Here is a 24,382-nt window from a genome sequence, read left to right on the forward strand (position 1 = left end):
ATACAGTGGCGCGACCGCTCCGGATTCTCACCGGAATTACCGCGCACCCTCGCGTATGTTCCCTCGCACTGTGACAGTCGCCAGGCGCCCACGTCAATACGCGCATCCGCATGTCCAGCGGAAACGCCGATGTCAGGCCTTCGCGGGGACGTCGAGGACGACCTCGAACTCGAGCAGCGACGCACCGGTCGAGACCGGCTTCGGGCGCTCGCCCTCGCCACCGCTGCCCGCGTGCGCGGCCCGGGCCGGACCGTCGCGCCACGCGGCGAAGGATTCCTCCGAATCCCATTGCGTCACCACGAAATACCGGTTGTCGCCGGCCACCGGGCGCAGCAACTGGAAGCCGAGGAAACCGGGGGAGTTCTCCACCGCGTGCGCGCGGGCGGCGAACCGCTTCTCCAGCTCCGGGCCGGCACCTTCGGGGATCTCGATCGCATTGATCTTCACAACAGCCATGAGCCGACAATACGACCGCGCGGGAAACATCCCGGTCTGGGGCACAATCGGCAGGGTGTTGTACGACGAAGGCGGGACCGGCGTCCCGATCCTGCTGCTGCACGGGCTGATGGGCAGCGCGCGCACCTGGACCGATCAGCTGCCGTGGCTGCGCGAATACGGCCACCTCTACACCGTCGACGCCGCCGGACACGGTCGCGTGCCACCCGCCGAGCTCACCACCGAGGCGTTCGTCGCCGATCTCGCCGAGCTCACGGCCGCGATCACCGAGCCGATGGTGATCGTCGGGCATTCGATGGGCGCGATCCACGGCTGGGTCTTCGCCGCCACCCACCCCGCGCGGGTCCGCGCCCTCGTCGTCGAGGACATCGCCCCCGATTTCACCGGCCGCACCGCCGCGCACTGGGCCGAGCTGATCCACTCCTGGCCGCAGCCCTTCGCCGACGAGCGGGCGGTGCTCGACTACTTCGGGCCGGTCGCGGGCACGTATTTCCTGCGCGCGTTCATCTCGGGACCCGACGGCTATCGGCTGCACGGCGAGGTCGACACCTTCCGCGCCATCTCCGAGGAGTGGGGGACCAGGGACTTCTGGACCGAATGGAAGTCGCTGGAAATTCCCACGCTGCTGATCGAGGGCGAGCACACCATCACCCCGCCGGGGCAGATGCGCACGATGGCCGAGGTCCACCCGGACGCGGAGTACGCGGTCGTCGCGGGGGCCGCGCACCTGGTGCACGACGAACAGCCCGAGGCCTATCGCGACCTCGTCGGCCGCTTCCTGCGCCGCGTCGTGGGCTAGCCCGTCGCCCCGCCTTCGCCGGCCAGCGCGAACAGGCCGTCCTCGGTCTGCTCGATCAGGCCGTCGACCAGCAGCGAATCCAGTGCCCGCGCCCGCTGGCCGGGGTCGCGGGTCCACGCGAGGTCGAGGCGAACCCGCTCCACCGGCCCCGACGCGTCGCGCAGGACATCGAGCAGCCTGCCGCGTGCCTGCCGATCGGTGCCCTCGTACTTCTGCACCTTGCGGGCCACCGCGGCGGCGGGCTTGCCCGCGTCGACCCACGCGCACGCGGGCAGCGGGCAGTTCGCGCAGTCGGGGTTGCGGGCGGTGCAGATCAGCGCGCCCAGCTCCATCAGCGCCGCCGAGAACTTGGCGGCGCGCGGCACGGAGATCGGCAGCAGGGCCGCGGTTTCGGCGAGATCGCGCGAGGACGGATTGCCCGGCTCGCGCCCGTGCACGGCCCGCGCGACCACCCGGCGGACATTGGTGTCGACCACCGGGACGCGCTGACCGTAGGCGAAGCAGGCCACCGCGCGGGCGGTGTAGTCACCGATACCGGGCAGGCTCAGCAGCACCTCGACGTCGGTGGGCACCACGTCGCCGTGCTCGACGGCCAGCACTCGCGCGCACTCGTGCAGCCGCAGGGCCCGGCGCGGATAGCCCAGCTTGCCCCAGGCCCGCAGCACCTCGGCCTGCGAGGACGCGGCCATCGCCGAGGGCACCGGCCACCGCGCCACCCATTCCCGCCAGATCGGCTCGACCCGCACCACGGGGGTCTGCTGCAGCATGATCTCGCTCATCAGGATGTGCCAGGCGGTTGCCTCCGGCTGGCGCCACGGCAGGTCACGTGCCGTTTCGGTGAACCAATCCACCAAGACTTCCGCGTCGATACTCACTGTTCCCGTTCCGCCTCAGCCAGGCCATCTTTGCCGACGCGTAACGCGGCGGACTCGCTGGTAACCCTCGGCCTGTGCACAATGATCGGTATGCCTGGTTCCAATCCGATAAGCGCCTGGAAGTCGTTGCGCGAAGGCAATGAACGCTTCGTCAACGACACCCTGCTGCATCCTAGCCAGGGCGCCGCCGACCGAGCCAAGCTCGTCAGCGGCCAGCATCCGCACGCCATTCTGTTCGGCTGCGGTGACTCCCGGGTGGCCGCCGAACTGATCTTCGATCAGGGGCTGGGCGACATGTTCGTCGTGCGGACCGCGGGTCACGTGGTGGACAGCTCGGTGCTCGGCTCGATCGAGTACGGCGTCGAGGTGCTCGACGTGCCGCTGATCGTCGTCCTCGGACACGACAGCTGCGGCGCCGTGAAGGCCACCATCGACGCGCTCGACGGTGGCGAGGTCCCCGGCGGATTCATCCGCAGCGTGGTCGAACGCGTCACGCCGTCGATCCTGGTCGGCCGTCGCGAGGGCCTCACCTCGATCGACGAATTCGAGGCCCGCCACGTCGTGGAGACCAGCAGGCTCCTGATGCAGCGGTCGATGATCATCTCCCAGCGCGTCGCCACCGGTCAGTGCGCGATCGCGAGCGTCACCTACAAGCTCGAGGACGGCCGCGTGCACCTGCGTCGCGTCGTCGGGAACATCGGCGAGGTGGTCTGAACCGGGCGATCGGTTCGGTTCACCCCCACGACACGCCGAGGTCATCGAGCGCGGCTCCGCGCGGTGCGCTTACCGTTGAGGCGTGCTGGAACCGAATGGACCGCTGCCACCGGAGATCTACTGGCGTCGCCGCGCACTCGCCATCGGCGTCATCATTGTCGCGCTCGCGATCGTGATCTGGCTCGTCACGATGGTGGCGCGCGGTGGTGACTCGTCCGGCGATACCGCCGCGGCCACGTCGACCACCACCGCGGCGGGCAGTTCGGCGTCGACCAGCAGTTCGGCCGAGTCGAGCAGCGCGACGTCGAGCAGCGCCGCCGCCACTTCCAGCGCCGCGGCGAGCAGTTCCGCGGCGGATCAGCCCGCGGCACAGCCGTGCAGTGATCAGTCGCTGGCCCTGAAGGTGACCGTCGGCCAGCCGACGTACCGGGTGGGTGATCAACCGGGGTTCGGCACGGTCATCACCAATATCTCCTCGGCGCCGTGTTCGCGCGATCTCGGTCCCGGCCCGCAATTCCTGGTCTACACCCTCGACGGGCAGCGCCGTCTGTGGGCGAGCAACGACTGCAACCCGGATGGACCGCCGGAAGTGAAGACGCTCAAGGCAGGCGAGCAGCTGTCCTACAAGGGCACCTGGTTCGGGACGACGTCCCAGCCGAACTGCGCCGGTGATCGCCTCCAGGTGCCCGCGGGCGCCTACATGGTGGTGGCGCAGCTCGGTGCGGTGCGCAGCGCCGCCGAGCCGTTCAACCTCGCGACCTAGCCGTCGGCGCCGGTGCGTGTCCGGCATTGTGCGGGTGCGCTGTAAGTCACATGTTCAAGTCGGGTGGATTTGCAGGCTTCGCATGCTCACCGACTATGTCAATGGTTGTTGGCACGGGAATGGCCGATATCGGCCATATCCCGGGTTTGCCGGAGTTATTCCACGGGGACCGGATCCCGGGGTGCGCGCGATTTGCGGAGCTGCGCCAAGCGCAGCGCCGAGCGGAGATCGCCGACCTCGTGGATACGCATCGAACCGGTCTTGGTTTTCTCCGAACCAGGCGGCACCAGAGCGGTGGTGAAACCGAGTCGCTCGGCCTCGGCGAGCCGCCGGCCCAGCCCGGTGACCTTGCGGACCTCGCCCGCCAGCCCGACCTCACCGAGGATCACCCAGCCCGCGGGCAGCGCGATATCCGCCTCGGCGGAGGCGATGGCCAGCGCGATGGCCAGGTCGGCGGTCGGCTCGATCAGGCGCATGCCGCCGACGGTGGCGGCGTAGACATCGTGTTTGCCGAGAAACACCCGCCCGCGGCTCTGCAGGACGGCCAGCACCATGGCGACGCGGTTGTAGTCCAGGCCGCTCACCGCGCGCCGTGGCTGCGGGATCTCGGTCTTGACGGTCAGCCCCTGCACCTCCGCGACCAGCGGGCGTTTACCGTCCATCGCGACGGTCACCGCCGTGCCGGGGACGGTGTCGGTGCGGTGGTGCAGGAACAGACCCGACGGATCGTCGACGCAGGCGATGCCGTCCTCGTGCAATTCGAAACAGCCCACTTCGTCGGCGCTGCCGAAACGATTCTTGATGCCGCGGATCATGCGCAGCGTCGAATTCTTGTCGCCCTCGAATTGCAGCACCACGTCGACCAGATGCTCGAGCGTGCGCGGGCCTGCGACATTGCCGTCCTTGGTGACGTGGCCGACCAGCAGCACCGCGATTCCGGTGGCCTTGGCCAGCGAGGTCAGCGCCGCGGTCACCGCGCGGACCTGGGTGACACCGCCGATCACGCCGTCCACCTCGGGCGCCAGCATCGTCTGCACCGAGTCGACCACCAGCAGCGTCGGCCGCACCTGTTCCACGTGCCCGAGCACGATCGACAGGTCCGATTCGGCGGCCAGATACACCCGGTCGTGCACCGCGCCGGTGCGATCGGCGCGCAGCCGCACCTGCCCGGCGGACTCCTCGGCCGTCACGTACAGCGAGGTCTCGTCGCGCTGGGCGGCCCACCGGTGCGCGACCTCGAGTAGCAGGGTCGACTTGCCGACGCCCGGTTCGCCCGAGAGCAGCACCACCGACCCGGGCACCACACCGCCGCCGAGCACCCGATCCAGCTCGCTGACCCCGGTCGAGCGGGCCTGGGTGACCTTGGCGTCGATCTGTGACAGTGGCGCCGCCGCCGTGCTCGGCAGCATCGCCCGCCTGCCCGGCGCCGCGGCGGCCGCGGAGACCGCCACCTCGTTCACCGTCCCCCAGGCGCCGCAATCCGGGCACTTACCCACCCATTTGGACACCTCGTGCGAGCACGCGGTGCACCGGAAGACTGCTTTGGTCTTGGCCACACGCGCACCCTACGGACCGGCTCCGACAAAAAGAAAAGCCGCCGCGGACCACCGCGACGGCTTTCTGTTCGGCCTGGTCTCAGTGACCGGCGCCCTCGGGGGCCGGGCCGGACTTCTCGTTCTCGACGCGGTCGACCTCGGCGGCGTCGACCGGGACCGACACCTGCACGGTGCCCGCGTCCTTGAAGTTGAAGGTGACGTTGTAGGTCAGGCCCGGGTAGATCTGCTTGCTCAGGCCGGTGATCTCGATCGTGCCGGGCTTGGCCTCGGGATCGATCGAGGGGACGTCCTGACCGGCCGCGGACGTGGTCGGGGCCGCGGAGGTGGTCGGGGCCGCGGACGTGGTCGGCGCGGCGGAGGTGGTCGGGCTGGCGCCGTGGTGATCGTCGCCCTGCGCGTCACCGGTGACCTTGACCGGGCCGGCGACGACGATCTGCTGCGGCTTCAGCACGAACTTGGGGTCGCCCGCCGGGCCGGTGAGCTTGACGGTGCCCAGGTCGGTGGTGACGCTGGTCAGCTCGTCGGTGACGGTCTCGCTGCCGTTGATGATCGACAGCGCGATCACGGCCTTGCCGCCCTTGTCGTGCTCGGCCGGGGAAGCCGGGTAGATGATGTGCACGTTGCGCAGGGAGATCGGGCCCACGTCCGCGTGGTTGCCGTTGATCGCGGCGGCCTGCGACGAGGTCTGGGTGTGCTGGCCGGCACTGCAGCCGCTCAGGGCGATACCCGCGGCAGCGGCGAGCGCGGCAACCGTCGCCATGCGACGTCGCGCCGACGGGGCGGTCACAGCTTTCAGGGCAGTCACGGTTTGTCCTCCATGTCGACCGGGCTCACTCCGTCCACACAGCGGATCGGAGGGTAGTAACTAGGCAGCGTAGTAGTTCGCTTCGCGCGCGTGGCGTCCGGGCTCGCGACGCGCGGGCGCGGAAGTAACAGTTCGGTGTCTCGCGCCGGGTTGCCGGAGTGGTGCCGGGGGAGTGCGACGCGGATACGGCTCGCTGTGCTGGTGGTTAACCCGTTCTGGCGCAACACAATGCACACCAATTCCGCGTTGTCAACCCCTACGATGGCCTCGTTGTGGCCCTGACCTGCACAGTTGATCGCGCCGTTATCGAGTCGCATGTTAAACTGTGAACATCGAAAGGGGCACGGGACACATGATTTTTAAGGTCGGAGACACCGTCGTTTACCCCCACCACGGAGCGGCGCTGATCGAAGCAATCGAGACCCGCACCATCAAGGGTGTGCAGAAAGAGTATCTGGTCCTGAAGGTCGCGCAAGGCGACCTGACCGTTCGGGTTCCCGCGGAGAACGCCGAATATGTCGGCGTCCGTGACGTCGTCGGCCAGGAGGGTCTCGACCGCGTCTTCCAGGTGCTGCGCGCGCCACACACGGAGGAGCCGACCAACTGGTCCCGCCGTTACAAGGCCAACCTCGAGAAGCTCGCCTCGGGCGATGTGAACAAGGTGGCCGAGGTCGTGCGCGACCTGTGGCGTCGTGAGCAGGATCGCGGCCTGTCCGCCGGTGAGAAGCGGATGCTGGCCAAGGCTCGCCAGATCCTCGTCGGTGAGCTCGCGCTCGCCGAGGGCACCGACGACGGCAAGGCCGAATCGCTGCTCGACGAGGTCCTCGCCGCGGCTTCCTAGAGTGCGACCTGTCGTAGCACTGGTCCCTGCCGCCGGTCGTGGCGTGCGCCTGGGTGAATCCACCCCGAAGGCGTTCGTCCCGGTCGGCGGCACACCTATGGTCCGGCTGGCCGTCGACGGGCTGATCGCGTCCGGTGCGGTGCACCGGGTCGTCGTGGTCGTGCCCGCCGAGCTGGTCGAAGCCGCGTCCGCTCTGCTGTCAACCACCTCGCTGACCGGCGGTTCGATGCCCCCTGTGCCGGTGCAGGTCGTCGTTGGCGGCGCCGAGCGCACCGATTCGGTGCGCGCCGGGATCGCGGCCGCGCCCGATGCCGCGTTCTATCTCGTGCACGATGCCGCTCGCGCGCTCACTCCACCGGAGCTGATCGCGCGAGTGGCCGCCGAGCTGCAGGCGGGCAGTCCCGCCGTCGTGCCCGCCCTGCCGGTCGTCGACACCGTGAAATCGGTCGACGACGCGGGCGTGGTCACCGGCACCCCCGAGCGCGCCCACCTGCGGGCTGTCCAGACTCCCCAGGGCTTCGCCGCCGACCTGCTGCGCGAGGCGTACGCCACCGAGGTCGGCGCGACCGACGACGCCGGCCTGGTCGAACGCCTCGGCGTCGCCGTGCGCACCGTCGCAGGCGACCCGCTCGCCTTCAAGATCACCACCCCGCTCGACCTGCGCCTGGCCGACGCGTTGCGCGCCGATCGCGCCGCCGACGTTCCTCGGCCCGCCGAGCAGGCGGTCGCGCGATGAGAGTCGGCATCGGCAGCGATGTGCACCCCATCGAGTCCGGTCGTCCCTGCTGGATGGCCGGTCTGCTGTTCCCCGACGCCGACGGCTGCGCCGGGCACTCTGACGGCGACGTCGCCGCGCACGCGCTCTGCGACGCGCTGCTCTCGGCCGCCGGTCTGGGCGACGTCGGCGCGGTGTTCGGGGTCGGCCGTCCCGAATGGGCCGGGGTCACCGGCGCCGCCATGCTCGCCGAGGTCCGCAGGCTGCTGACCGAGGAGGGCTTCACGGTCGTCAACGCCGCGGTGCAGGTCATCGGCAATCGCCCGAAGATCGGCCCTCGTCGCGCCGAGGCCCAGAAAGTGCTCGGCGAACTGCTCGACGCGCCGGTCTCGGTTTCGGGCACCACCACGGACGGTCTCGGGCTGACCGGCCGCGGCGAGGGCATCGCGGCCATCGCCACCTGCCTGATCACGGCATGTTCGTAGCCCGCACGGGCCCCGAAGATTTCCTGCCGCACCACGCGTTCTCGCCGCTTCGTCCGGCCGTCGGACAATCACGGCGAGCCACGAACCGGCCGGTCATCTCCACCACCATCCCACCGACTAGGATCGAATGCCGTGACCTTGCGCCTTTTTGACACCGACACGCGGACCCTGCGGGAATTCACCCCGCTGGTCCCCGGCCGTGCTTCGGTGTATCTGTGTGGGGCCACCGTGCAGGGTCAGCCCCATATCGGGCACGTGCGCAGCGGCGTCGCGTTCGACGTGCTGCGCCGCTGGCTGCTCGCGCACGACTACGACGTCTGGTTCATCCGCAATGTCACCGATATCGACGACAAGATCCTGAACAAGGCCGCCGAGGCGGGCAGGCCGTGGTGGGAATGGGCCGCCACGCACGAGCGCGCTTTCGACGCGGCCTACGAGGTGCTCGGCGTGCTGCCGCCCTCGGCCGAGCCGCGCGCCACCGGCCACATCACCCAGATGGTCGGGCTGATGGAACGGCTGATCGAGCGCGGTCACGCCTACGCCGCCGACGGTGACGTCTACTTCGACGTGCTGAGCTGGCCGAACTACGGCGAGCTGTCCGGCCACAAACTCGACGACGTGCACCAGGGCGAGACCCCGACCCGCGGCAAGCGCGATCCGCGCGATTTCACGCTGTGGAAGTCGGCCAAGCCGGGCGAGCCGAGCTGGCCGTCGCCGTGGGGCCCCGGCCGTCCCGGCTGGCACCTGGAATGCTCGGCGATGGCCGAGTTCTATCTGGGTCCCGAATTCGATATCCACTGCGGTGGAATGGATTTGATTTTCCCGCACCACGAGAACGAGATCGCTCAGTCCAAGGCGGCCGGTGACGGTTTCGCCCGTTACTGGCTGCACAACGGCTGGGTGACGATGAGCGGGGAGAAGATGTCGAAGTCGCTCGGCAATGTGCTCTCGGTGCCCAATGTGCTCAGCCGGGTCCGGCCGGTGGAATTGCGTTTCTATCTGGGCAGCGCGCATTACCGCTCGATGCTCGAATATTCGGACAAAGCGCTCGACGACGCGGTCGCCTCGTATCAGCGCATCGAGGCATTCGTGCATCGTGTGCTCGATCGGGTCGGCGAGGTCCCGATCGGTAAATGGACCGACGGATTCGCCGCCGCGATCGACGACGATCTGGCGATTCCGAAGGCGCTCGCCGAAATTCACCACGTGGTGCACGAGGGTAATCGCGCGTTGGAGGCGGGCGCGGTGGAGACCGCGGCCGAGCTGGCCGGTCAGGTCCGGGCGATGCTGGGCATCCTCGGCGTCGACCCGCTCGATCCGCACTGGTACACCCCGGCCGACAACTCGGCGGCACTGGACGCGCTCGATGTGCTGGTCCGCTCCGAGCTGGATCGCCGGGCGAGCGCGCGGGCGGAGAAGAACTGGGCAGAAGCCGATGCCGCACGGGATCGGCTCGTCGCAGCGGGTATCGAGGTCACCGATACCCCGCAGGGGCCGGAATGGTCGCTGGGCGCAGCTAGCGGAAAGGCGAACTGATGGCAGGCAATTCACAGCGACGCGGAGCGATCAGGAAGGGCGGCACCAAGAAGGGTGCCGTCGTCGGTTCCGGCGGCAAGCGCCGTCGCGGCCTGGAGGGCCGGGGCGCGACGCCGCCCGCCGAGGCCCGCACCAAGCATCCCGCCGCCAAGCGCGCCGCGGCCGCCGCCAAAGCCAAAGCGGCGCAGTCCCGTCCGACCGGCAAGGGCGGTGTGCCCCGCGCGGGCCGCAAGTCCGACGACGGCCCCGAGCTGGTGCTCGGCCGCAACCCGGTGCTCGAGTGTCTGCGTGCCGAGGTGCCCGCGACCGCGCTCTACGTGGCCGTCGGCACCGAGAACGACGACCGGCTCTCCGAGAGCGTGCAGCGTGCCGCCGACATGGGCATCTCGATCCTGGAGGTGCCGCGCACCGACCTGGATCGGCTCAGCGCCAACGGTTTGCACCAGGGCGTGGCCCTGCAGGTGCCGCCGTACCGCTACGCCCACCCCGACGACCTGATGGATCGGGTGAAGGTCTCCGGCGAGCCGGGTCTGCTGGTCGCGCTGGACAACATCTCCGATCCGCGCAATCTCGGCGCGGTCATCCGCTCGGTCGCCGCGTTCGGCGGTCAGGGCGTGGTCATCCCGCAGCGGCGCAGCGCCAGTGTCACCGCGGTGGCGTGGCGGACCAGCGCGGGTGCGGCGGCGCGCCTGCCCGTCGCCAGGGCGACCAACCTGACCCGCACGCTGAAGGACTGGGCGTCGCAGGGATTCCAGATCGTCGGCCTCGACGCAGGCGGTGACACCCCGCTCGACGAGTTCGACGGCAGCGTGCCGACCGTGGTCGTCGTCGGGTCCGAAGGCAAGGGCCTGTCGCGGCTGGTGCGCGAGAACTGTGACTCGATCCTGAGCATCCCGATGGCCGGTCCGGTCGAGTCGCTCAACGCCTCGGTCGCCGCCGGTGTGGTCCTGGCCGACATCGCCAGGCAGCGCCGTCTGGGCTGAGTAGTCGGAGCGCCGGCGCTCGAATCGCGGCACCTGATCGGCGGGTCGGCCGCGACGGCCGACTGCGTCGGCCTGCCCCTCCTCGAGGTCGGGGCGTGCGTGGCCTGGTTTGTTCGGTGGGCCGGGCGCGTAGTGCTGCGTCAGCGGCCCTCGTGCACAGTAGAATTCGGTGCGTGGCGATACCCAACCAGCCGATCGGTGAGACGGTCGAGCACCCGCAGGCCAACCTGATCCTCGTGCTCGGGCTGCTCAGCCCGTTCTGCTGCGGGATCTTCGGGCCGATCGCGTGGGTGCTCGGCAAGCGGGCCCTCAACGAGATCGACGCGTCCTACGGTGCCCTGTCCGGGCGCTCCCAGGTGATGATCGGGTACATCGCGGGCATCATCGGCACCATCTTGATGGTGCTGTTCGCGATGCTCTACCTCGCGGGGTCCTGCAACGGGAACTTCTGAGCCTCAGTCCAGGCTGGGGCGCCCCTCGGGGGCGTCCCAGGCGGGCCACTCGGCGCTGATACTGCCGGTCCACTTGGGCTGACGGCGCTCCTTGAACGCGGCCATCGCCTCGCCGCCGTCGATGCTCTTGGCGACGTGGGCGTTGAGTTCGGATTCGAGCTGCCCGACTACGGCGGGCGTCATGCCGAGGCTCTCCCAGATCAGCCGCTTGGTCAGTGCGACCGGCAGCGGCGCTGGCCCGTTGGCGATGTCGTGGGCGACCGCCATGGCGGTCGGCAGCACCTCGCCCGCGGGCAGGCTGGCATTGGCCAGGCCCATCGACTTGGCCTCGTCACCGTCGAAAGTGCGTCCGGTGAGCATGATGTCGGCGGCGTTGGCCAGCCCGGCCAGCCGCGGCACGGTCCAGTGCGCGTAGCCGTCGGCGAGCACGCCGCGGCGGACCTGGCTGAGCCCGTAGACGGCATCGCGGGCGAAATACCGCAGGTCGCACTGCAGGGCCAGGGCCAGCCCGATGCCGACGGCATGGCCGTTGACGGCCGCGATCACCGGCTTGCGGACCTGCCACGGCGGCGGATCCAGCGTCACCTCGCCGTTGACCCGGGCGGACAGATCCGCGCCCGCGCAGAAGGCGGGCGCGGTGCCGGTGATGACGACGGCGCGAATCGAGTCCTCGCTGTCGCACCGGCGCAGGGCCGCGCTGAGCTCGGCGGCCATCGTCGGGGTGACGGCGTTCTGCTGCGCCGGCCGGTTGAGCGTGAGCACGGCGACTCCGGCAGCGACATCGACGAGCAGTTCCGAACTCATGGGATCGAATGGTACTAGCGGCGCGGCGTCGGCGCCGGAAGTGGCGGCTCGCGCAACCACGTCGTCATCGGCCCGGCGCGGGATCGGATTGTGCTTCACTCCCGCAGCAAGTGCTTGCCGATGGCGTACTTGTGGACCTCGGTCGGGCCGTCGTAGAGCCGGAACGCGCGCATGTCCCGGAACAGCATCTCCACCACCGTCTCGTCGCTGATCCCGATCCCGCCGAGCACCTGCACACAGCGGTCGGTGACCTTGAACAGTTCCTCGGAGACATAGGACTTGGCCATCGACGATTCGTGCCTGGCCTGCTGGCCCTGATCCATCAGCCAGCAGCTGTGCCAGATGGTCAGCCTGCACTGGTGCAGTGCCACCTCGTTGTCGGCGAGCATGAACGACACGCCCTCGTGCTCGCCGATCGGCTTGCCGAACGCGGTGCGGGTGCGCGCGTAGTCCAGGGCGATGCTCTGCGCCCGTTCGGCCGCGCCGAGCCAGCGCATGCAGTGGGTGAGCCGGGCGGGCGCCAGCCGCAGCTGGGCGTAGCGCAGGGCCTGGCCGGTGCGGCCGAGCACGGCCGAGGGCGGCAGGGTCAGGTTCTCGAACCGCACGACGGCGTGCCCGCCGACGTAGTTGCGGTCCATGGTGTTCATGATCCGCTCGATGACGATGCCTTCGGTGTCGCCGTCGGCGAGGAACAGCGTCGGCCCGGCGGGCAGGTGCGGGTTCTCGGTGAGGCGCGCCATGATGATCCAGGTCTTGGCCCCGTCGGCGCCGGTGATCAGCCACTTGCGCCCGTTGATCACGAAGTTCTCGCCGTCGAACACCGCCTCGGTGCGCAGCTGCCCCGGATCGGAGCCCGCGCCGTCGGGTTCGGTCATCGCGAACACCGAGCGCTGCTCGCCGCGGATCATCGGCATCAGGTACTGCTCGACCTGATCGGGGTCGGCGACCTTGCCGAGCAGGAACATATTGCCCTCGTCGGGCGCGGCGCAGTTCATCGCGACCGGGCCGAGCGTCGACCAGCCCGCGGCCTCGTAGACCACCGCCTGCTCGACATGGGTCAGGCCGAGCCCGCCGTATTCCACCGGGGCCTGGACGGTCAGCAGCTTCTCGGCCCTGGCCAGGTCGACGAGTTCGGCGCGCAGGTCGTCGGTCGGCCCGTGCGCGGTCAGGCGCGGATCGCGTTCGAACGGCACGATCTGTTCGGCGACGAAGGCGCGGACTCGATCCCGCAGGGCGGCCAGATCTTCCGGGACGGCGAAGTCGATCATGCTGTGTAGTCTGCTCGCCCGTGCCCCGGTTCGGGCAATTTCGGCCCCAAGTGGCACCAAATTTCAGCGAGCGGCGACCGGCCGCCGACTGCGGTGGCCGATGACCCGGCACACCAGATAGATCGTGAACGAGATCCCGGTGACGAAGGTCGACACCGGCACTCCGGGCGCCAGCGACAGCAGCAGCCCGCCCACGGCGGCGACCTCGGCGAACACCAGCGACAACACCGTCGCCCGCAGCGGGCTCGCGGTCAGCTGCGCGGCCGCCGCGGCCGGGGTGATCAGCAGCGCGAGCACCAGCAGCGCGCCGACGATCTGCACGCCGAAGGCGGCGGTGATGCCGAGCAGCACCGCGAACACCACCGACAGCGCCCGCACCGGCACCCCGCGCGCCACCGCGACCTCGGGATCGGAGCTGGCGAACAGCAGCGGCCGATAGATCACCGCGAGCACGGCCAGCACGGCCGCGGTGCAGGTGACCAGCAGCGCGAGCCCGTCGTAGCCGACGCTGGCGACCTGGCCGGTGAGCAGTGAGAACTTCGAGCCCGCGCGGTCCGGGGCGAGCCACAGGAACAGCACCGACAGGCCGAGGCCGAACGAGAGCACCACCGCGATCACCGAATCGCGTTCGCGCGCACGGGAACCGAGCCAGCCGAACAGCACGGCGGCGACCACCGACCCGGCGATCGCGCCGATCCCGACGCCGACCCCGGCCAGCAGCGCCGCCGACGCGCCGGTCAGCGAGAGCTCGCTGGTGCCGTGCACGGCGAACGACATCTGCCTGCTGACGATCAGCGGCCCGATCAGTCCGGCGAGCAGCCCGAGCAGCGCGCTCGCGAGCAGCGCCTGCTGGACGAAGTCGTAGCCGAGCAGGTCGGCGGTGGTGCCGACGTCGAACATCTGGTGCAGAACCTTGTCGAGCTTGTCCATCAGGCGGTACCGCCGAGCGCGTCCATGTCGTCGCCGGTGCCGACGACGACGAGCCGATCGCGCACCCGCAGCACCTCGACCTCGGTGCCGTAGAGCTCCGAGAGCGTCGCCGAGGTCATCACCTCGTCGGGAGTGCCGATCCGGAACTCGCCGTCGACCAGGTAGAGCACTCGGTCGACCATCGGCAGGATCGGGTTGATCTCGTGGGTCACGAACAGCACCGCCGTGTCGTGTTCGCGGCGGCGCTTGTCGACGAGTTCGGCGACCAGCCGCTGATTGGCCAGATCCAGGCTCAGCAGCGGTTCGTCGCAGAGCAGCACCGCCGGGTCGCCGACGAGGGCTTGGGCGACCCGCAGCCGCTGCTGCTCGCCGCCGGAGAGCGTGTCCAGCGGGGCGTGCGCGAAGCGCTGCGCGCCGACCGCGGCCACGGCGGCCTCGATCTTGCGCGCCCGCTCCTTGCGGCCACGCCAGCCCAGGCCCCACCGGTGCCCGTCGACGCCGAGCCCGACCAGATCGCGGCCGCGCAACTGCACCCCGGCGTCGATCGTCTTCTGCTGCGGGACGTAGCCGACGCCCGGATTGCCGGTGCCCGCCGGCTTGCCCGCGACTTCCGCACGGCCCGAACCCAATTCGAGGAGCCCGAGCAGTACTCGCAGCAGCGAGGTCTTGCCCGACCCGTTGGGGCCGAGGACGGCGATGAATTCACCGGGCGCCACGTCGAGATCGAGGTCGCGCCACAGCGTGCGCTCGCCGAACGCCAGCGTCGCCGCGCGCAGACGGATCGCCGGGTCGGTGCTCGCCCGTGGCGCACCCGCCGCGGGCGTGGTGCCGCCCGACGTTGTCGCCGGGTGCGCCGCGGTGACGGTCCCTGCCGCTTCCTCGGTCGTGGACATGGCGATCAGCGCAGCGCCGCGGCGAGCGCCTTGGCGTTCGCGGTCTGCCACTGGACGTAATCCACCCCGGCGGGCAGGGTTTCGGTCACCTCGACGACGGCGACGCCCGCGGCCTGCGCGGTGGCCCGCAGGTCCTGGGTGATCTTGTCCTGGGTCTGGGTGTTGTAGATCAGCGCCTTGACCTGCTTGCCGGTGATCAGGTCGCGGGTGGCGGCCACGGCGGCGGGCGCCGGGTCGGTCTCCTGCTCGATCGCTTCCTGGAACTCGTGCGGGGTCTTGTCCTGCGCGGTCGCGGCCAGCAGCAGGTAGTGCGCGAGCGGCTCGGACTGGGCGACGGGCGCGTTCGGGTGCTGGGTGGCGATGGTGCCGGTGATGGTGCTGACGCCGATCAGCTGGTTCTTGAAGGTTGTCGCGCGCTCGGTGTAGGCGGCGGCGTTGGCGGTGTCGACCTCGCCGAGCTGGGCGGCGATCCGGTCGGCGACCGCGGCGACGGTGGTGACGTCGTACCAGACGTGCTCGTTGTCGTCGCTCTTGTCGGCCCGCTGCTCGAACGCCTCGACGGTCCGCTTGTTCTTGCCCGAGATGGCCTTCTCGATGAACTCGTCGTAGTGCCCGCCGTTGAACACCACGAGATCGGCGTCGCTGATCTCGGCGGTGTCGGTGGCCGAGGTCTCGAACGAGTGCGGGTCGGCGGCGGGATCGCTGATGATCGAGGTGACCCGGACATCCGGCCCGGCGACCGCGGTCGCGATGGAGCCCCACACATTGGTGGAGGCCACGATCGACAGACCGTCGGAATCCTTCGAGCCGCCCCCGCAGGCCGTGAGGACGACCGCGGCCGCCACTCCCGCCGTGAGACCGGCACACATGCGGGCGAATCGACTGTTCACGCGGTACTCCTGGCCGTGCGCGATCAGGCACGGGGTGCTGTGCCCTAGATCATAATGGAAATCGTTACCGTTTTACTTTAGCAGGAACGAGTACTCGGTACGAACCACACGGAAAAGCCGGGCTCGAGTCCGAGCCCGGCTTTCCGGTACGCCGTCAGACCGGGACGTCGGCCGGCTGGCTGAGCAGCGGGGCGCAGCGCAGCAGGCCGAGGTGGCTGGCTGTAGGGCTTGGGCGAGCGAGCGGAGTCAATGGTGCCTGCCGCCCTGTTGAAGAGCCGAGGCTCATCCGTAGTACTTGTGCGCTGTCTCGGGAAGTTCCCCCGTCGACCCGATCTTACGCAGGATTGCTAGTGCGATCTGCCGGAGGAGGTTGGGATCGACGCCCTGCGCTGAGCCGGTTCGCCCCCCGTCGACTCCCAAGGTCAGGTCGCCGATCGAAGTACCGTTCTGCGTGCATGGTCGTACAGTCATGGTGTCCGGATACACACGAACAAAACCCTCATGTTTGACTGCGCCCCCGTAATCGGACTCCCAGCGATAAACGGTTGTTCTCGGCTGCCGCCAAACTCCGATCGAATAGGCCATCCTGTCCCTCTCAGTTGCTCCACTGGTAGCCTAGTCCGTCTCGTGCGGCGGACTCGGGGTCCCAGCGGAATCCGGCATCAATGGTTGCCTGGTGCGCGTTCTTATAGCTAGGTCCGTTCGCGCGCATGTAGTTGGACTCATACAACTCGTGCCGCAACAGATCGACATCGGACGAGTGGGGATTTCCTGATTGCAAGCGTTGCCAAGCTTCTGCCATCCGAGGGTTGGCTTCGAAGCGGCCCATCGTCCCCGCGTCGTACGAGTCCAGTAGATGCTCTTCCCTGAAGACATGGTTCTTGATCTGCTCGATATCCGATCGTGAGAATCCGTACTGCTCCGTGTTCCGGGCAATATCATCGATATCGGCGTCACTGCGACGGATCGCATCGTAAGCCGAGTCCGCCCACTCATACTCGAAGTCGGCGTCGTTGCGAGGTCTGCGCAACTCGCCACCGGTCTGACGTGGGTCTGGTCTCCTGAGTCGATCACGAAGGTCGACAATATTCTGCTTTGCCCTGGACATTGCTGCAGCGGCATCATCGCTGATGCCCTTGAGCTGCAACGCTTTACGAGCACGCCATGCGGACACGGCGTTCTTGATCTTCACGGACCAGCGACGGGCTGATTCAACGGCTTTAGCGCCGGCGATCAGCCCGCCGACCCCGGTCAAGCAGGTCGCGATGACGGTGATGGCGACGTCTATCGCGGCCTCTTCGATAATAGATTCGATGAATCCTTTGATCTCGTCGCGGAGTTCCTGGATGGAGTCTTTGTAGTCGGTGCACGACTTGCTGATCTGGATGCACGCGGTGAGGAGCTCGCCGATCGAGGTCTCGATGGTTTTCAGGTCCTGCCGGACCTGGGCCGCATCGGTGGAGGTCACGCCCTCGAACAGACTGGCGGCGATAGTGATCTTGTCCTTGGCGTTGGTGTTCTGGTAGATCCGACCGAGGCGGTCCCAGGCGTCGGCGGCTTTGGCCAGGGTGTCCGTATTACCGTCGGGGAGCGGGCAGTTGATGGCGTCGAGGACGTCGATCGCGGTTTGCGCCAATCCCTGTGGAGTGCCGCCGGCCGCCGATGCCGGGAGGGCGTAGGGCCCGAAGGTCGCGGTTGATGCCTTGTCCGCAGGTCGTTCGGGCTGTGCGGCGCCCTTGAGATTGGCGTCGGATTGGGCGTGCTTGAAGCCGATATCGTTGAGCGCGGTGCCGTAGGCCCGCAGAGTCTCGTACGTATGGCCGTAGAAGGCAACCGCGTCGCGGGCCGACTGGTCGTAGGACGCCGCCCACGCCCGCCCGTCCTCATCACGGCCTGCCATCATGCCGTAGCCGTTGAGCTCGCTGAAGATGTAGGTGAAGCTGTCGAAGAGGGCGGCGGCAGCGTCGAAGCAGTTGACTGCGGATTGGTAGTAGACCTTCGGATCCACGTCCACTCGCGACACGGTCGGTGTCATACTCCCAGAATTTTCAAAGTCTCGATGCCTGCATCGGTATAGCTCTGGTGTGCGGATTTGGCGGCTGTTTCCAGCGCTTCCAATCCTTCCTGCATGTCGGTCACCCCGGCGCGCCACTCCGTGTGCGCTTCGCGGTATGCGGCCGCGGCCTCACCGGACCAGACGTCGTCGACTTCTTTCGACTTCGCGTCGAGCGCTGTCAGCACATCGGCAACTGCTGCCAGATACCCGCGCATACGCGCAGTCAACTGTTCCAGCTGGTCGAGATCAACCGAGAATGCAGGAGGTTCAGTAGTCATCAGGCATCGATGTGGTTCAGATGTTCAGCTGGTAGGTCTCTGCGGCATTCGACTCATCGGTCGACTGCAAGGTCTCGGCGGTCACCCCGAGCTTGTCGGCCAAGTCGAACAGCGCATCCCAAACCTGGTCGGCACCCTGGTGGAACTCTTCCCATCCGGCAGTGAACACGCCGGCGTTGTTCCCGGACCAGGTATCGATCGTTGCGCGCATATCGGTCACCAGTGATGCGTACCCAGCCTTGCATTCCGACGCCACCTGATAGGCCAACCGTCCGAACGCCTTGACCACCTCAGGTTCGACCGAGAGCGCCGAAGAATCCGTCGTCGACATCGCGAATTGCCCCCCGGGTACATGGCCGCTACTTGAGGTGCGACCGCTCTGTGGACCGTATTTGCAGACCGCTCCGTGCGTCAACCGGATGAATCGTCGGTGGCCTGAGGGATGGGAAAGATCACAAGGTGAGGCATAGAGCTTGGCCAGAACGCCGACAAGCCGGGCTCGGAGTCCGAGCCCGGCTTGTCTGATGACCTTTTACACCAGGACGTCGGCCGGCTGGCTGAGCAGCTGAGCGCAGCGCAGCAGGCCGAGGTGGCTGTAGGCCTGGGGGTGGTTGCCGAGGGAGCGTTCGGCGACCGGGTCGTACTCCTCGCTCAGCAGGCCGGTCGGCCCGGCGGCCGCGACCAGCTGGGCGAACAGCGCCTCGGCGTCCGAGCGCCTGCCGATGAGCAGGTAGGCCTCCACCAGCCAGGCGGCGCACAGGTGGAACCCGCCCTCGCCGCCGGGCAGGCCGTCGTCGTGGTGATAGCGGTAGACCGTCGCACCGCTGCGCAGCTCGGCCTCGGTCGCGACCACCGTGGCGGCGAAACGCGGGTCGGCCGGGTCGATCAGCCCGCTCAGGCCGATGTGCAGCGTCGCGGCGTCGAGGTCGGTGCCGTCGTAGGCGGCGGTGTAGGACTGCACCTCCTCGTTCCAGCCCTTCGCCTTCACCTCCTCGGCGATGACCTCGCGCAGCGCGGCCCACTCGGGATCGACCGGGCGATCGAACCGCGCGGCCAGGGTCAGCGCGCGATCGATCGTGAGCCAGCCCATCACCTTCGAGTACACGTGGTGGCGCGGGTTGCCGCGGATCTCCCAGATGCCGTGGTCGGGCTCGGTCCAGCGCCGCTGTACCGCAGAGACCATGGCGTGCACCAGTTCCCAGTCGGCGTCGGGCAGCGCCTTGACCGCCTCCACCGCGCCCTGGCGTTCGCGCTCGTGCGCCATCGAGGTGATCAGGTCGACGATCGGCCCGAACACATCGAGCTGCACCTGCATGTTCGCCGCGTTGCCGACGCGCACCGGCCGCGAACCGGCGTAGCCGGGCAGCAGGTCGATGACGGCCTCGGGCGGCAGGGTCTCGCCGTAGATCGTGTACAGCGGGTGCAACCGCTCCGGGCCGGGCAGCGTGTCGAGGACCCGGTGCACCCAGCCGAGGAATTCCTCGGCCTCGGTGAGCGAGCCCAGCGTCACCAGCGCCTGCGCGGTCAGCGAGGCGTCGCGCAGCCAGCAGTAGCGGTAGTCCCAGTTGCGCACGCCGCCGATGTCCTCGGGCAGCGAGGTGGTGGCCGCGGCCAGGATCGAGCCGGACGGGCGGTGCACGAGCCCGCGCAGGGTCAACGCGGAGCGCTTCATCAGATCCGGCTTGAGCGGGGGCAGCTGCAGCCCGGCCGCCCACTGCGACCAGTACTGCTCGGCCAGCTGCCTGCGCTGGTGCTCGGGGGTCATCGAGGGCGCCAGATCGGCGGTGCCGCAGCGCAGTTCGAGGACCACCGGCGCGCCGGACGGGTCGACGACCGCGCGCGCCTGCTCGTTGGTGCCGTCGGAGCTGATCTCCCACTCCACCCCGGGCGAGCGCAGCACCATCGGATCGTTGGTGCCGCTGACCCGCAGGCCGTTGGGCACCGCCTCGATGCGCACCGGCACCTGACCGAATTCCGGTCGCGGCGCGAACGTCACGACGGCCTTCGCGTCGCCGGTGATCACCCGGGTCAGGTCGGTGCGGTCGGGGGCGACGTCGTGCGGCAGGTAGTCGGTGACCTGCAGGCTGGCCCACCGGGTCTGGACGGTCATGGTGCCGTCCACATACCGCTGCGACAGCGGCAGACCGGACCGCTCCGGCGCCACCGTGAAGTGTCCCGCGCCCGCGCCGCCGAGCAGGTGCGCGAACACCGCCGCGGAATCCGGCTCGGGGTGGCAGAACCAGGTGACGGTCGCGTCCGGGGTGAGCAGCGCGACCGAGCGCGGGCTGGCCAGCATGCTCAGCCGTTCGATCCGGGGCGCGCTGGCACCGGCCAGCCAGGTCCGGCGTTCCTCCACCAGGAACGCCAGCGCGCGCGCCACGTCCTCGGTCGAGTCGACGCGCAGCTTGGCCAGGCTCTCGCCGTCGCCGACCTTGATGCCGACATCGGGACCCGACAGCACCCGGAACGCCTTCTCGTCGGTGACGTCGTCGCCGAAGAAGACTGCGGCCGAGGCGCTTTCCTGGTGCCGAATGGTGTCGAGGGCGGTGCCCTTGTCGGTGGGGATCACCGCGAGCTCGATCACCGCCTTGCCCTCGGTCACCTGCACGCCGACCCAGCACGCCGGACCCTGACGCGCGGAATTCAGTGCGCGCCTGCCGATCTCGGGGCTGGCGTTGCGCACGTGCAGCGCGGCGCTGGCCGGTTTCATCTCCACGGTCACGCCGGGATTCTCGGCGGCGATCTGGGTGAACGCGGAGTTGATCTCCGTCAGCAGTTGCTTGGCGTCGTTGTCGATCGCGTGCACGAAGCCCACGTCGAACTCCGAACCGTGGCTGCCGATCAGCTGCACCTCGACCGGCAGGCGCGAGAGCGCGGCCAGATCGCGTAGGGCCCGACCGGAAATCACCGCGGCGGTCGTGTTCGCCAACCCCGCCAGCGCGCGTAACGCGCTGACCGATTCCCGTTGGGGAAACGCTTTCGCCGGGTCGGACACGATCGGGGCGATAGTCCCGTCGTAGTCCGAGGCAACCAAGAGCCGTGGCACGCGCGCAACCGACGCCAGTGCACGGCGGACATCCAAGGGCAGATCCTGTGCGCTCACGCATCCAACCTAGTGATCGGAGGAGTTGATCAGGGGGCGCGAAAAACAATACTGCGTCAATTTTGCCGCGCGAGCGGCGCGGCGGGTTGTGCGCTCCGACGGCGCCCGGTTCCTCGCGACCGCGTCGCTAATTCCGGGCCTTTCGCCCATCGAGGCGGACCGGGTTCGCCGAGCTCATGGTGCCCGCGAGCCCGGCGGAGAGGCCCTCGGGCCCGGTAGATGCATGGTTCCGCATATGCGACGTCGGCTATGCATCTTCCCAGGGGAAGGCGCACAGCCGACGTGTGTCAACGGGCATGGGTGATTTGTGGTCTATCCGCGATCGCCCAGCAACAGGTCGACGGTGAGCTCGAGTCGTTCCGTGACGTCGGTCGCCGAAGCGCGGCGGGTGAGCCACGCCACGAGGTTGGACAGCCACACGTCGGAGATGACCCTGGCGATGGCGAGCTGACGCTCGTCGGGTTCGCCGTCGCTCATCGCGCGGGCGAAGACCCGGTCCATCACCTTGCCGACCCGATCGACCTCGGCCGCCGCCGAGGCGTCGGCGAACATGAAGGCGCGGGTCATGGCCTCGGTGAGCAGCGGGTCGCGCTGCATCATCCGGGTGATCTGGGTGAGCAGGCCGTGCATGCGCTCGGACGGGCCGTCACCGGGTAGGGGGCGGCGCTTGCCCTCGAACTGCTCGAATTCCCTGGCCAGCGCGGAGACCAGCAGGTGCACCTTGGACGGGAAGTACCGGTACAGGGTGCCGACGGCGACGTCGGCCCGTTCGGCCACCGCGCGCATCTGGACCGCGTCGTAGCCGCCCTTGGACGCCAGCGACAGGGTGGCGTCGAGGATGCGCTTGCGACGCTCACGCTGTGCGTTGGAGCTCAGCTCGTCCTCGGACAGTGTCGTCACGGTGGGCGTGGGGGCCGGACTGTCCATCGTGGAAACCCTTTCGCTGCGAGCGCCTGAAAACACGGGCCAAGTGTAGGTCTCTTGACTTACACCCGGCCCGGATATTAGAACATGTTCTAGGAGTGGGAGCCACGCCGGAAGGGCGGTTTTTCTTGTGACCATCGCCACCACTGACGAGCATAAAGCCGCCGCGGAGTCGCTGCGGGGCTGGGCGAGTTCGGTCGCGCCGATTGCAACAATGCGGGCCGGCGGTGCCGGTAGCTGGCGCCAGTACTGGCCCGCGCTGACCGAGTTCGGCCTCTTCGAGGTCGCGCTCGACGAGCAGCACGGCGGCCTCGGCGGCACCGTCGCCGATCTGGCCGTGCTGCTGGAACAAACCGCCGACGACCTGGTCGGCGGCCCGGTACTGGCCACCGCGCTGGCCGCGCTGATCACCAAGGGCGCGGTGACCGACGGCGCCCCGTGCGCCATCGCGGTGCCCACCGAGGAGCTCACCGCGAAGGCGGGGCGCACCGATGACGGCTGGATCGTCACCGGCACCTGGGACCACGTCTACGGCGCCGACGCCGACACCCAGGTGCTGCTACCCGCGAACACCGTCGACGGCGTGCGCTGGCTGCTGATCCCGGCGGCCGATGTGACGATCACCACGCTGGCGAACGCCGATCACACGGTGCCGCTGGCCCGGATCACCGCCGCCGACGTGGCGGTGGCCCAGTCGCACGGCTTCGAGTCCGCGGCCGACGTCACCGATCTGTTCGTCGCCCTCGCGGTCGCCGAGCTGGCCGGCGTCGCGGGCTGGTGCCTGCGCACCGCGGTCGACTACGCCAAGGTCCGCGAGCAGTTCGGCAAGCCGATCGGCAGCTTCCAGTCGATCAAGCACATCTGCGCCTGGATGCTGTGCCGCACCGAGCTGATCCGCGCCGTCGCCGCCGACGCGGCCGCGGCCATCGACGAGGGCGGGGCCGAGCTGCCGATCGCGGCCGCCGTCGCCGCGGCCACCGCACTCGACGCGGCCGTCGACACCGCCAAGGACGCCATCCAGGTGCTCGGCGGCATCGGCTTCACCTGGGAGCACGACGCGCACTTCTACCTGCGCCGGGCCAGTGCGCTGCGGCAGCTGCTCGGCGGCTCCGCGCGCTGGCGGGCCAGGGTCGCCGAGCTCACCAGGGCCGGGCAGCGCCGCACCACCGGCGCCGAGCGCGTGCTCGGTGACGTGGCGGGCGACTCCGCGCTGACCGCCGAGATCGCCGCCATCGGCGCGCTGTCGCCCGAGCAGCGGCAGCGGGCGCTGGTCGAGGGCGGCTTCGTGATGCCGCACTGGCCGAAACCGTATGGGCGCGAAGCCGATCCGATGACCTGCCTGCAGATCGCCGAGCAGCTGCGCCGCGCCGACCTGACGACCCCCGATCTGGCGGTCGCGGGCTGGGCGGTGCCGACGCTGCTGCGCTACGGCACCGAGGCGCAGATCGAGCGGTTCGTCTGGCCGACCCTGCACGGCGAGGTCACCTGGTGCCAGCTGTTCAGCGAACCGGGCGCGGGCTCGGATCTCGCCGCGCTGCGCACCACCGCCGAGAAGGTCGACGGCGGCTGGGTGCTGCGCGGCCAGAAGGTGTGGACCTCGCTGGGATCGGAAGCGAACTGGGGCATCTGCCTGGCCCGCACCGATCAGACCGTGGCCAAGCATCGCGGGATCAGCTACTTCCTGGTCGACATGCACGCCGCGGGCGTACAGGTGCGTCCGCTGGTGACGATCACCGGGGAGGCCCGCTTCAGTGAGGTCTTCCTCGACGAGGTCTTCGTTCCCGACGACGGCCTGGTCGGTGCGCTGAACAACGGCTGGAAGATCGCCAGGACCACCCTGTCGGCCGAACGCGTCGCCATGGGCGGCGGCGGCATCGGCGGCGCGCTGGAGGCGCTGCTGGACCGTTTCCCGGTCGGCGGATGGGGAACCGAACTGCGTGAGGACCGTTTCGGCGAGCTGATCGCCGCCTCGATTGCTGGCTCTTTGCTGGAACAGCGAATCGCGGTGGCGACGATGGCGGGCGTCGACGCAGGCGCCCAAGCCAGCGTGCGCAAACTCGTCGGTGTCCGGCATCGGCAGGACCTGGCGGAGTACGCCCTGGAACTTTCTGGCCAAGACGGTTCCCTGGAAGACGAAGCCCTGAAAGAATTCTTGCTCACACGCTGTCTCTCCATCGCGGGCGGTACCGAGCAGATCCTGTTGACCGTGGCCGCCGAGCGGATTCTCGGCCTGCCGCGCGATGCGGACAGTTAGCT

Annotated in this window: 24 protein-coding genes; 10 read left to right on the plus strand and 14 right to left on the minus strand. The window is 69.0% G+C overall.

Annotated features, from left to right (window positions below; all coding sequences use genetic code 11):
- Positions 1–132 precede the first annotated feature (132 nt).
- On the minus strand, positions 133–456 hold the full coding sequence (locus Q7X29_RS04640) for an antibiotic biosynthesis monooxygenase family protein (protein ID WP_218720610.1): 324 nt from the start codon (positions 454–456) through the stop codon (positions 133–135).
- A gap of 55 nt (positions 457–511) precedes the next feature.
- On the opposite strand from Q7X29_RS04640, the gene Q7X29_RS04645 reads away from it, so the two are divergent.
- Positions 512–1,255 (plus strand): alpha/beta fold hydrolase, encoded by a 744-nt coding sequence (locus tag Q7X29_RS04645; RefSeq protein WP_316573384.1) that lies wholly within the window; start codon positions 512–514, stop codon positions 1,253–1,255.
- Here the strand turns inward: Q7X29_RS04645 and Q7X29_RS04650 are convergent.
- Positions 1,252–2,130, minus strand: a complete 879-nt coding sequence (locus Q7X29_RS04650) for an HhH-GPD family protein (protein WP_218720608.1) — start codon at positions 2,128–2,130, stop codon at positions 1,252–1,254. The genes Q7X29_RS04645 and Q7X29_RS04650 overlap by 4 nt on opposite strands.
- A gap of 90 nt (positions 2,131–2,220) precedes the next feature.
- On the opposite strand from Q7X29_RS04650, the gene Q7X29_RS04655 reads away from it, so the two are divergent.
- Both Q7X29_RS04655 and Q7X29_RS04660 read left to right on the plus strand, forming a co-directional pair.
- The gene (locus Q7X29_RS04655) at positions 2,221–2,844 is read left to right on the plus strand and encodes a carbonic anhydrase (RefSeq protein ID WP_218720607.1); all 624 of its coding nucleotides are present in this window, start codon (positions 2,221–2,223) and stop codon (positions 2,842–2,844) included.
- 82 nt (positions 2,845–2,926) lie between these two features.
- Entirely contained in the window at positions 2,927–3,607 is a 681-nt protein-coding gene (locus Q7X29_RS04660; RefSeq protein ID WP_316573385.1) for a hypothetical protein, read from the plus strand.
- Positions 3,608–3,762: 155 nt separating this feature from the next.
- On the opposite strand, the gene radA is transcribed toward Q7X29_RS04660, so the two are convergent.
- Both radA and Q7X29_RS04670 read right to left on the minus strand, forming a co-directional pair.
- A complete protein-coding gene (gene radA / locus Q7X29_RS04665) occupies positions 3,763–5,163 on the minus strand; it encodes a DNA repair protein RadA (protein WP_218720605.1) in 1,401 nt (466 codons plus the stop codon).
- Between the two features lie 79 nt (positions 5,164–5,242).
- Entirely contained in the window at positions 5,243–5,968 is a 726-nt protein-coding gene (locus Q7X29_RS04670) for a hypothetical protein (protein ID WP_316573386.1), read from the minus strand.
- A gap of 352 nt (positions 5,969–6,320) precedes the next feature.
- On the opposite strand from Q7X29_RS04670, the gene carD reads away from it, so the two are divergent.
- From carD to Q7X29_RS04700, 6 genes are all read left to right on the plus strand, one after another.
- Complete coding sequence (gene carD, locus Q7X29_RS04675) at positions 6,321–6,809, plus strand: RNA polymerase-binding transcription factor CarD (RefSeq protein WP_019044685.1); 489 nt, start codon at positions 6,321–6,323, stop codon at positions 6,807–6,809.
- A 1-nt stretch (position 6,810) separates the two neighbouring features.
- Positions 6,811–7,545 carry a 2-C-methyl-D-erythritol 4-phosphate cytidylyltransferase gene (gene ispD, locus Q7X29_RS04680; protein WP_218720604.1) on the plus strand — a complete coding sequence of 245 codons (735 nt, stop codon included), beginning with the start codon at positions 6,811–6,813 and terminating at the stop codon, positions 7,543–7,545.
- Entirely contained in the window at positions 7,542–8,009 is a 468-nt protein-coding gene (ispF, locus tag Q7X29_RS04685) for a 2-C-methyl-D-erythritol 2,4-cyclodiphosphate synthase (protein WP_316573387.1), read from the plus strand. Before ispD ends, ispF begins: the two co-directional genes overlap by 4 nt.
- Positions 8,010–8,141: 132 nt before the next feature.
- Positions 8,142–9,545, plus strand: coding sequence for a cysteine--tRNA ligase (cysS, locus tag Q7X29_RS04690; protein ID WP_218720602.1), 1,404 nt, complete (start codon positions 8,142–8,144; stop codon positions 9,543–9,545).
- Positions 9,545–10,528, plus strand: a complete 984-nt coding sequence (gene rlmB, locus Q7X29_RS04695) for a 23S rRNA (guanosine(2251)-2'-O)-methyltransferase RlmB (protein ID WP_218720601.1) — start codon at positions 9,545–9,547, stop codon at positions 10,526–10,528. The genes cysS and rlmB overlap by 1 nt, the downstream gene beginning before the upstream one ends.
- 173 nt (positions 10,529–10,701) lie before the next feature.
- On the plus strand, positions 10,702–10,980 hold the full coding sequence (locus tag Q7X29_RS04700; protein WP_218720600.1) for a DUF4190 domain-containing protein: 279 nt from the start codon (positions 10,702–10,704) through the stop codon (positions 10,978–10,980).
- 3 nt (positions 10,981–10,983) lie between these two features.
- Here Q7X29_RS04700 and Q7X29_RS04705 read toward each other — a convergent pair whose 3' ends face one another.
- The 10 genes from Q7X29_RS04705 to kstR form a co-directional block, all read right to left on the minus strand.
- Positions 10,984–11,784: an enoyl-CoA hydratase/isomerase family protein gene (locus tag Q7X29_RS04705; RefSeq protein ID WP_316573388.1), complete on the minus strand. Its 801-nt coding sequence runs from the start codon at positions 11,782–11,784 to the stop codon at positions 10,984–10,986.
- A 95-nt stretch (positions 11,785–11,879) separates the two neighbouring features.
- Positions 11,880–13,052, minus strand: a complete 1,173-nt coding sequence (locus tag Q7X29_RS04710; protein WP_218720598.1) for an acyl-CoA dehydrogenase family protein — start codon at positions 13,050–13,052, stop codon at positions 11,880–11,882.
- Between the two features lie 63 nt (positions 13,053–13,115).
- Positions 13,116–13,982, minus strand: a complete 867-nt coding sequence (locus tag Q7X29_RS04715) for a metal ABC transporter permease (protein ID WP_218720597.1) — start codon at positions 13,980–13,982, stop codon at positions 13,116–13,118.
- The gene (locus Q7X29_RS04720; protein WP_218720596.1) at positions 13,982–14,875 is read right to left on the minus strand and encodes a metal ABC transporter ATP-binding protein; all 894 of its coding nucleotides are present in this window, start codon (positions 14,873–14,875) and stop codon (positions 13,982–13,984) included. The genes Q7X29_RS04715 and Q7X29_RS04720 overlap by 1 nt, the downstream gene beginning before the upstream one ends.
- A 5-nt stretch (positions 14,876–14,880) precedes the next feature.
- Entirely contained in the window at positions 14,881–15,744 is an 864-nt protein-coding gene (locus Q7X29_RS04725) for a metal ABC transporter solute-binding protein, Zn/Mn family (RefSeq protein WP_316573701.1), read from the minus strand.
- A gap of 616 nt (positions 15,745–16,360) precedes the next feature.
- The gene (locus Q7X29_RS04730) at positions 16,361–17,800 is read right to left on the minus strand and encodes a WXG100-like domain-containing protein (RefSeq protein WP_316573389.1); all 1,440 of its coding nucleotides are present in this window, start codon (positions 17,798–17,800) and stop codon (positions 16,361–16,363) included.
- Entirely contained in the window at positions 17,797–18,099 is a 303-nt protein-coding gene (locus Q7X29_RS04735) for a WXG100 family type VII secretion target (RefSeq protein WP_218720594.1), read from the minus strand. The genes Q7X29_RS04730 and Q7X29_RS04735 overlap by 4 nt, the downstream gene beginning before the upstream one ends.
- A gap of 16 nt (positions 18,100–18,115) precedes the next feature.
- Positions 18,116–18,430 (minus strand): WXG100 family type VII secretion target, encoded by a 315-nt coding sequence (locus Q7X29_RS04740; protein ID WP_218720593.1) that lies wholly within the window; start codon positions 18,428–18,430, stop codon positions 18,116–18,118.
- A gap of 201 nt (positions 18,431–18,631) precedes the next feature.
- Positions 18,632–21,202, minus strand: a complete 2,571-nt coding sequence (otsB, locus tag Q7X29_RS04745; protein WP_316573390.1) for a trehalose-phosphatase — start codon at positions 21,200–21,202, stop codon at positions 18,632–18,634.
- 312 nt (positions 21,203–21,514) lie between these two features.
- Positions 21,515–22,129, minus strand: coding sequence for a cholesterol catabolism transcriptional regulator KstR (gene kstR, locus Q7X29_RS04750; RefSeq protein WP_218720591.1), 615 nt, complete (start codon positions 22,127–22,129; stop codon positions 21,515–21,517).
- Positions 22,130–22,256: 127 nt separating this feature from the next.
- On the opposite strand from kstR, the gene Q7X29_RS04755 reads away from it, so the two are divergent.
- Complete coding sequence (locus tag Q7X29_RS04755; protein ID WP_316573391.1) at positions 22,257–24,380, plus strand: acyl-CoA dehydrogenase; 2,124 nt, start codon at positions 22,257–22,259, stop codon at positions 24,378–24,380.
- Positions 24,381–24,382 lie beyond the last annotated feature (2 nt).

This window comes from Nocardia canadensis (assembly GCF_032656385.1).
GTDB lineage: Bacteria > Actinomycetota > Actinomycetes > Mycobacteriales > Mycobacteriaceae > Nocardia > Nocardia canadensis.

Bases quoted from the DNA above. Each gene is read 5' to 3' on its own strand.
- Q7X29_RS04640 (WP_218720610.1), bottom strand. From the start codon at position 456: ATGGCTGTTGTGAAGATCAATGCGATCGAGATCCCCGAAGGTGCCGGC.
- Q7X29_RS04655 (WP_218720607.1), top strand. From the start codon at position 2,221: ATGCCTGGTTCCAATCCGATAAGCGCCTGGAAGTCGTTGCGCGAAGGC.
- carD (WP_019044685.1), top strand. From the start codon at position 6,321: ATGATTTTTAAGGTCGGAGACACCGTCGTTTACCCCCACCACGGAGCG.
- ispF (WP_316573387.1), top strand. From the start codon at position 7,542: ATGAGAGTCGGCATCGGCAGCGATGTGCACCCCATCGAGTCCGGTCGT.
- rlmB (WP_218720601.1), top strand. From the start codon at position 9,545: ATGGCAGGCAATTCACAGCGACGCGGAGCGATCAGGAAGGGCGGCACC.
- Q7X29_RS04705 (WP_316573388.1), bottom strand. From the start codon at position 11,784: ATGAGTTCGGAACTGCTCGTCGATGTCGCTGCCGGAGTCGCCGTGCTC.
- Q7X29_RS04710 (WP_218720598.1), bottom strand. From the start codon at position 13,052: ATGATCGACTTCGCCGTCCCGGAAGATCTGGCCGCCCTGCGGGATCGA.
- Q7X29_RS04715 (WP_218720597.1), bottom strand. From the start codon at position 13,982: ATGGACAAGCTCGACAAGGTTCTGCACCAGATGTTCGACGTCGGCACC.
- Q7X29_RS04720 (WP_218720596.1), bottom strand. From the start codon at position 14,875: ATGTCCACGACCGAGGAAGCGGCAGGGACCGTCACCGCGGCGCACCCG.
- Q7X29_RS04725 (WP_316573701.1), bottom strand. From the start codon at position 15,744: ATGTGTGCCGGTCTCACGGCGGGAGTGGCGGCCGCGGTCGTCCTCACG.
- Q7X29_RS04730 (WP_316573389.1), bottom strand. From the start codon at position 17,800: ATGACACCGACCGTGTCGCGAGTGGACGTGGATCCGAAGGTCTACTAC.
- Q7X29_RS04735 (WP_218720594.1), bottom strand. From the start codon at position 18,099: ATGACTACTGAACCTCCTGCATTCTCGGTTGATCTCGACCAGCTGGAA.
- Q7X29_RS04740 (WP_218720593.1), bottom strand. From the start codon at position 18,430: ATGTCGACGACGGATTCTTCGGCGCTCTCGGTCGAACCTGAGGTGGTC.
- kstR (WP_218720591.1), bottom strand. From the start codon at position 22,129: ATGGACAGTCCGGCCCCCACGCCCACCGTGACGACACTGTCCGAGGAC.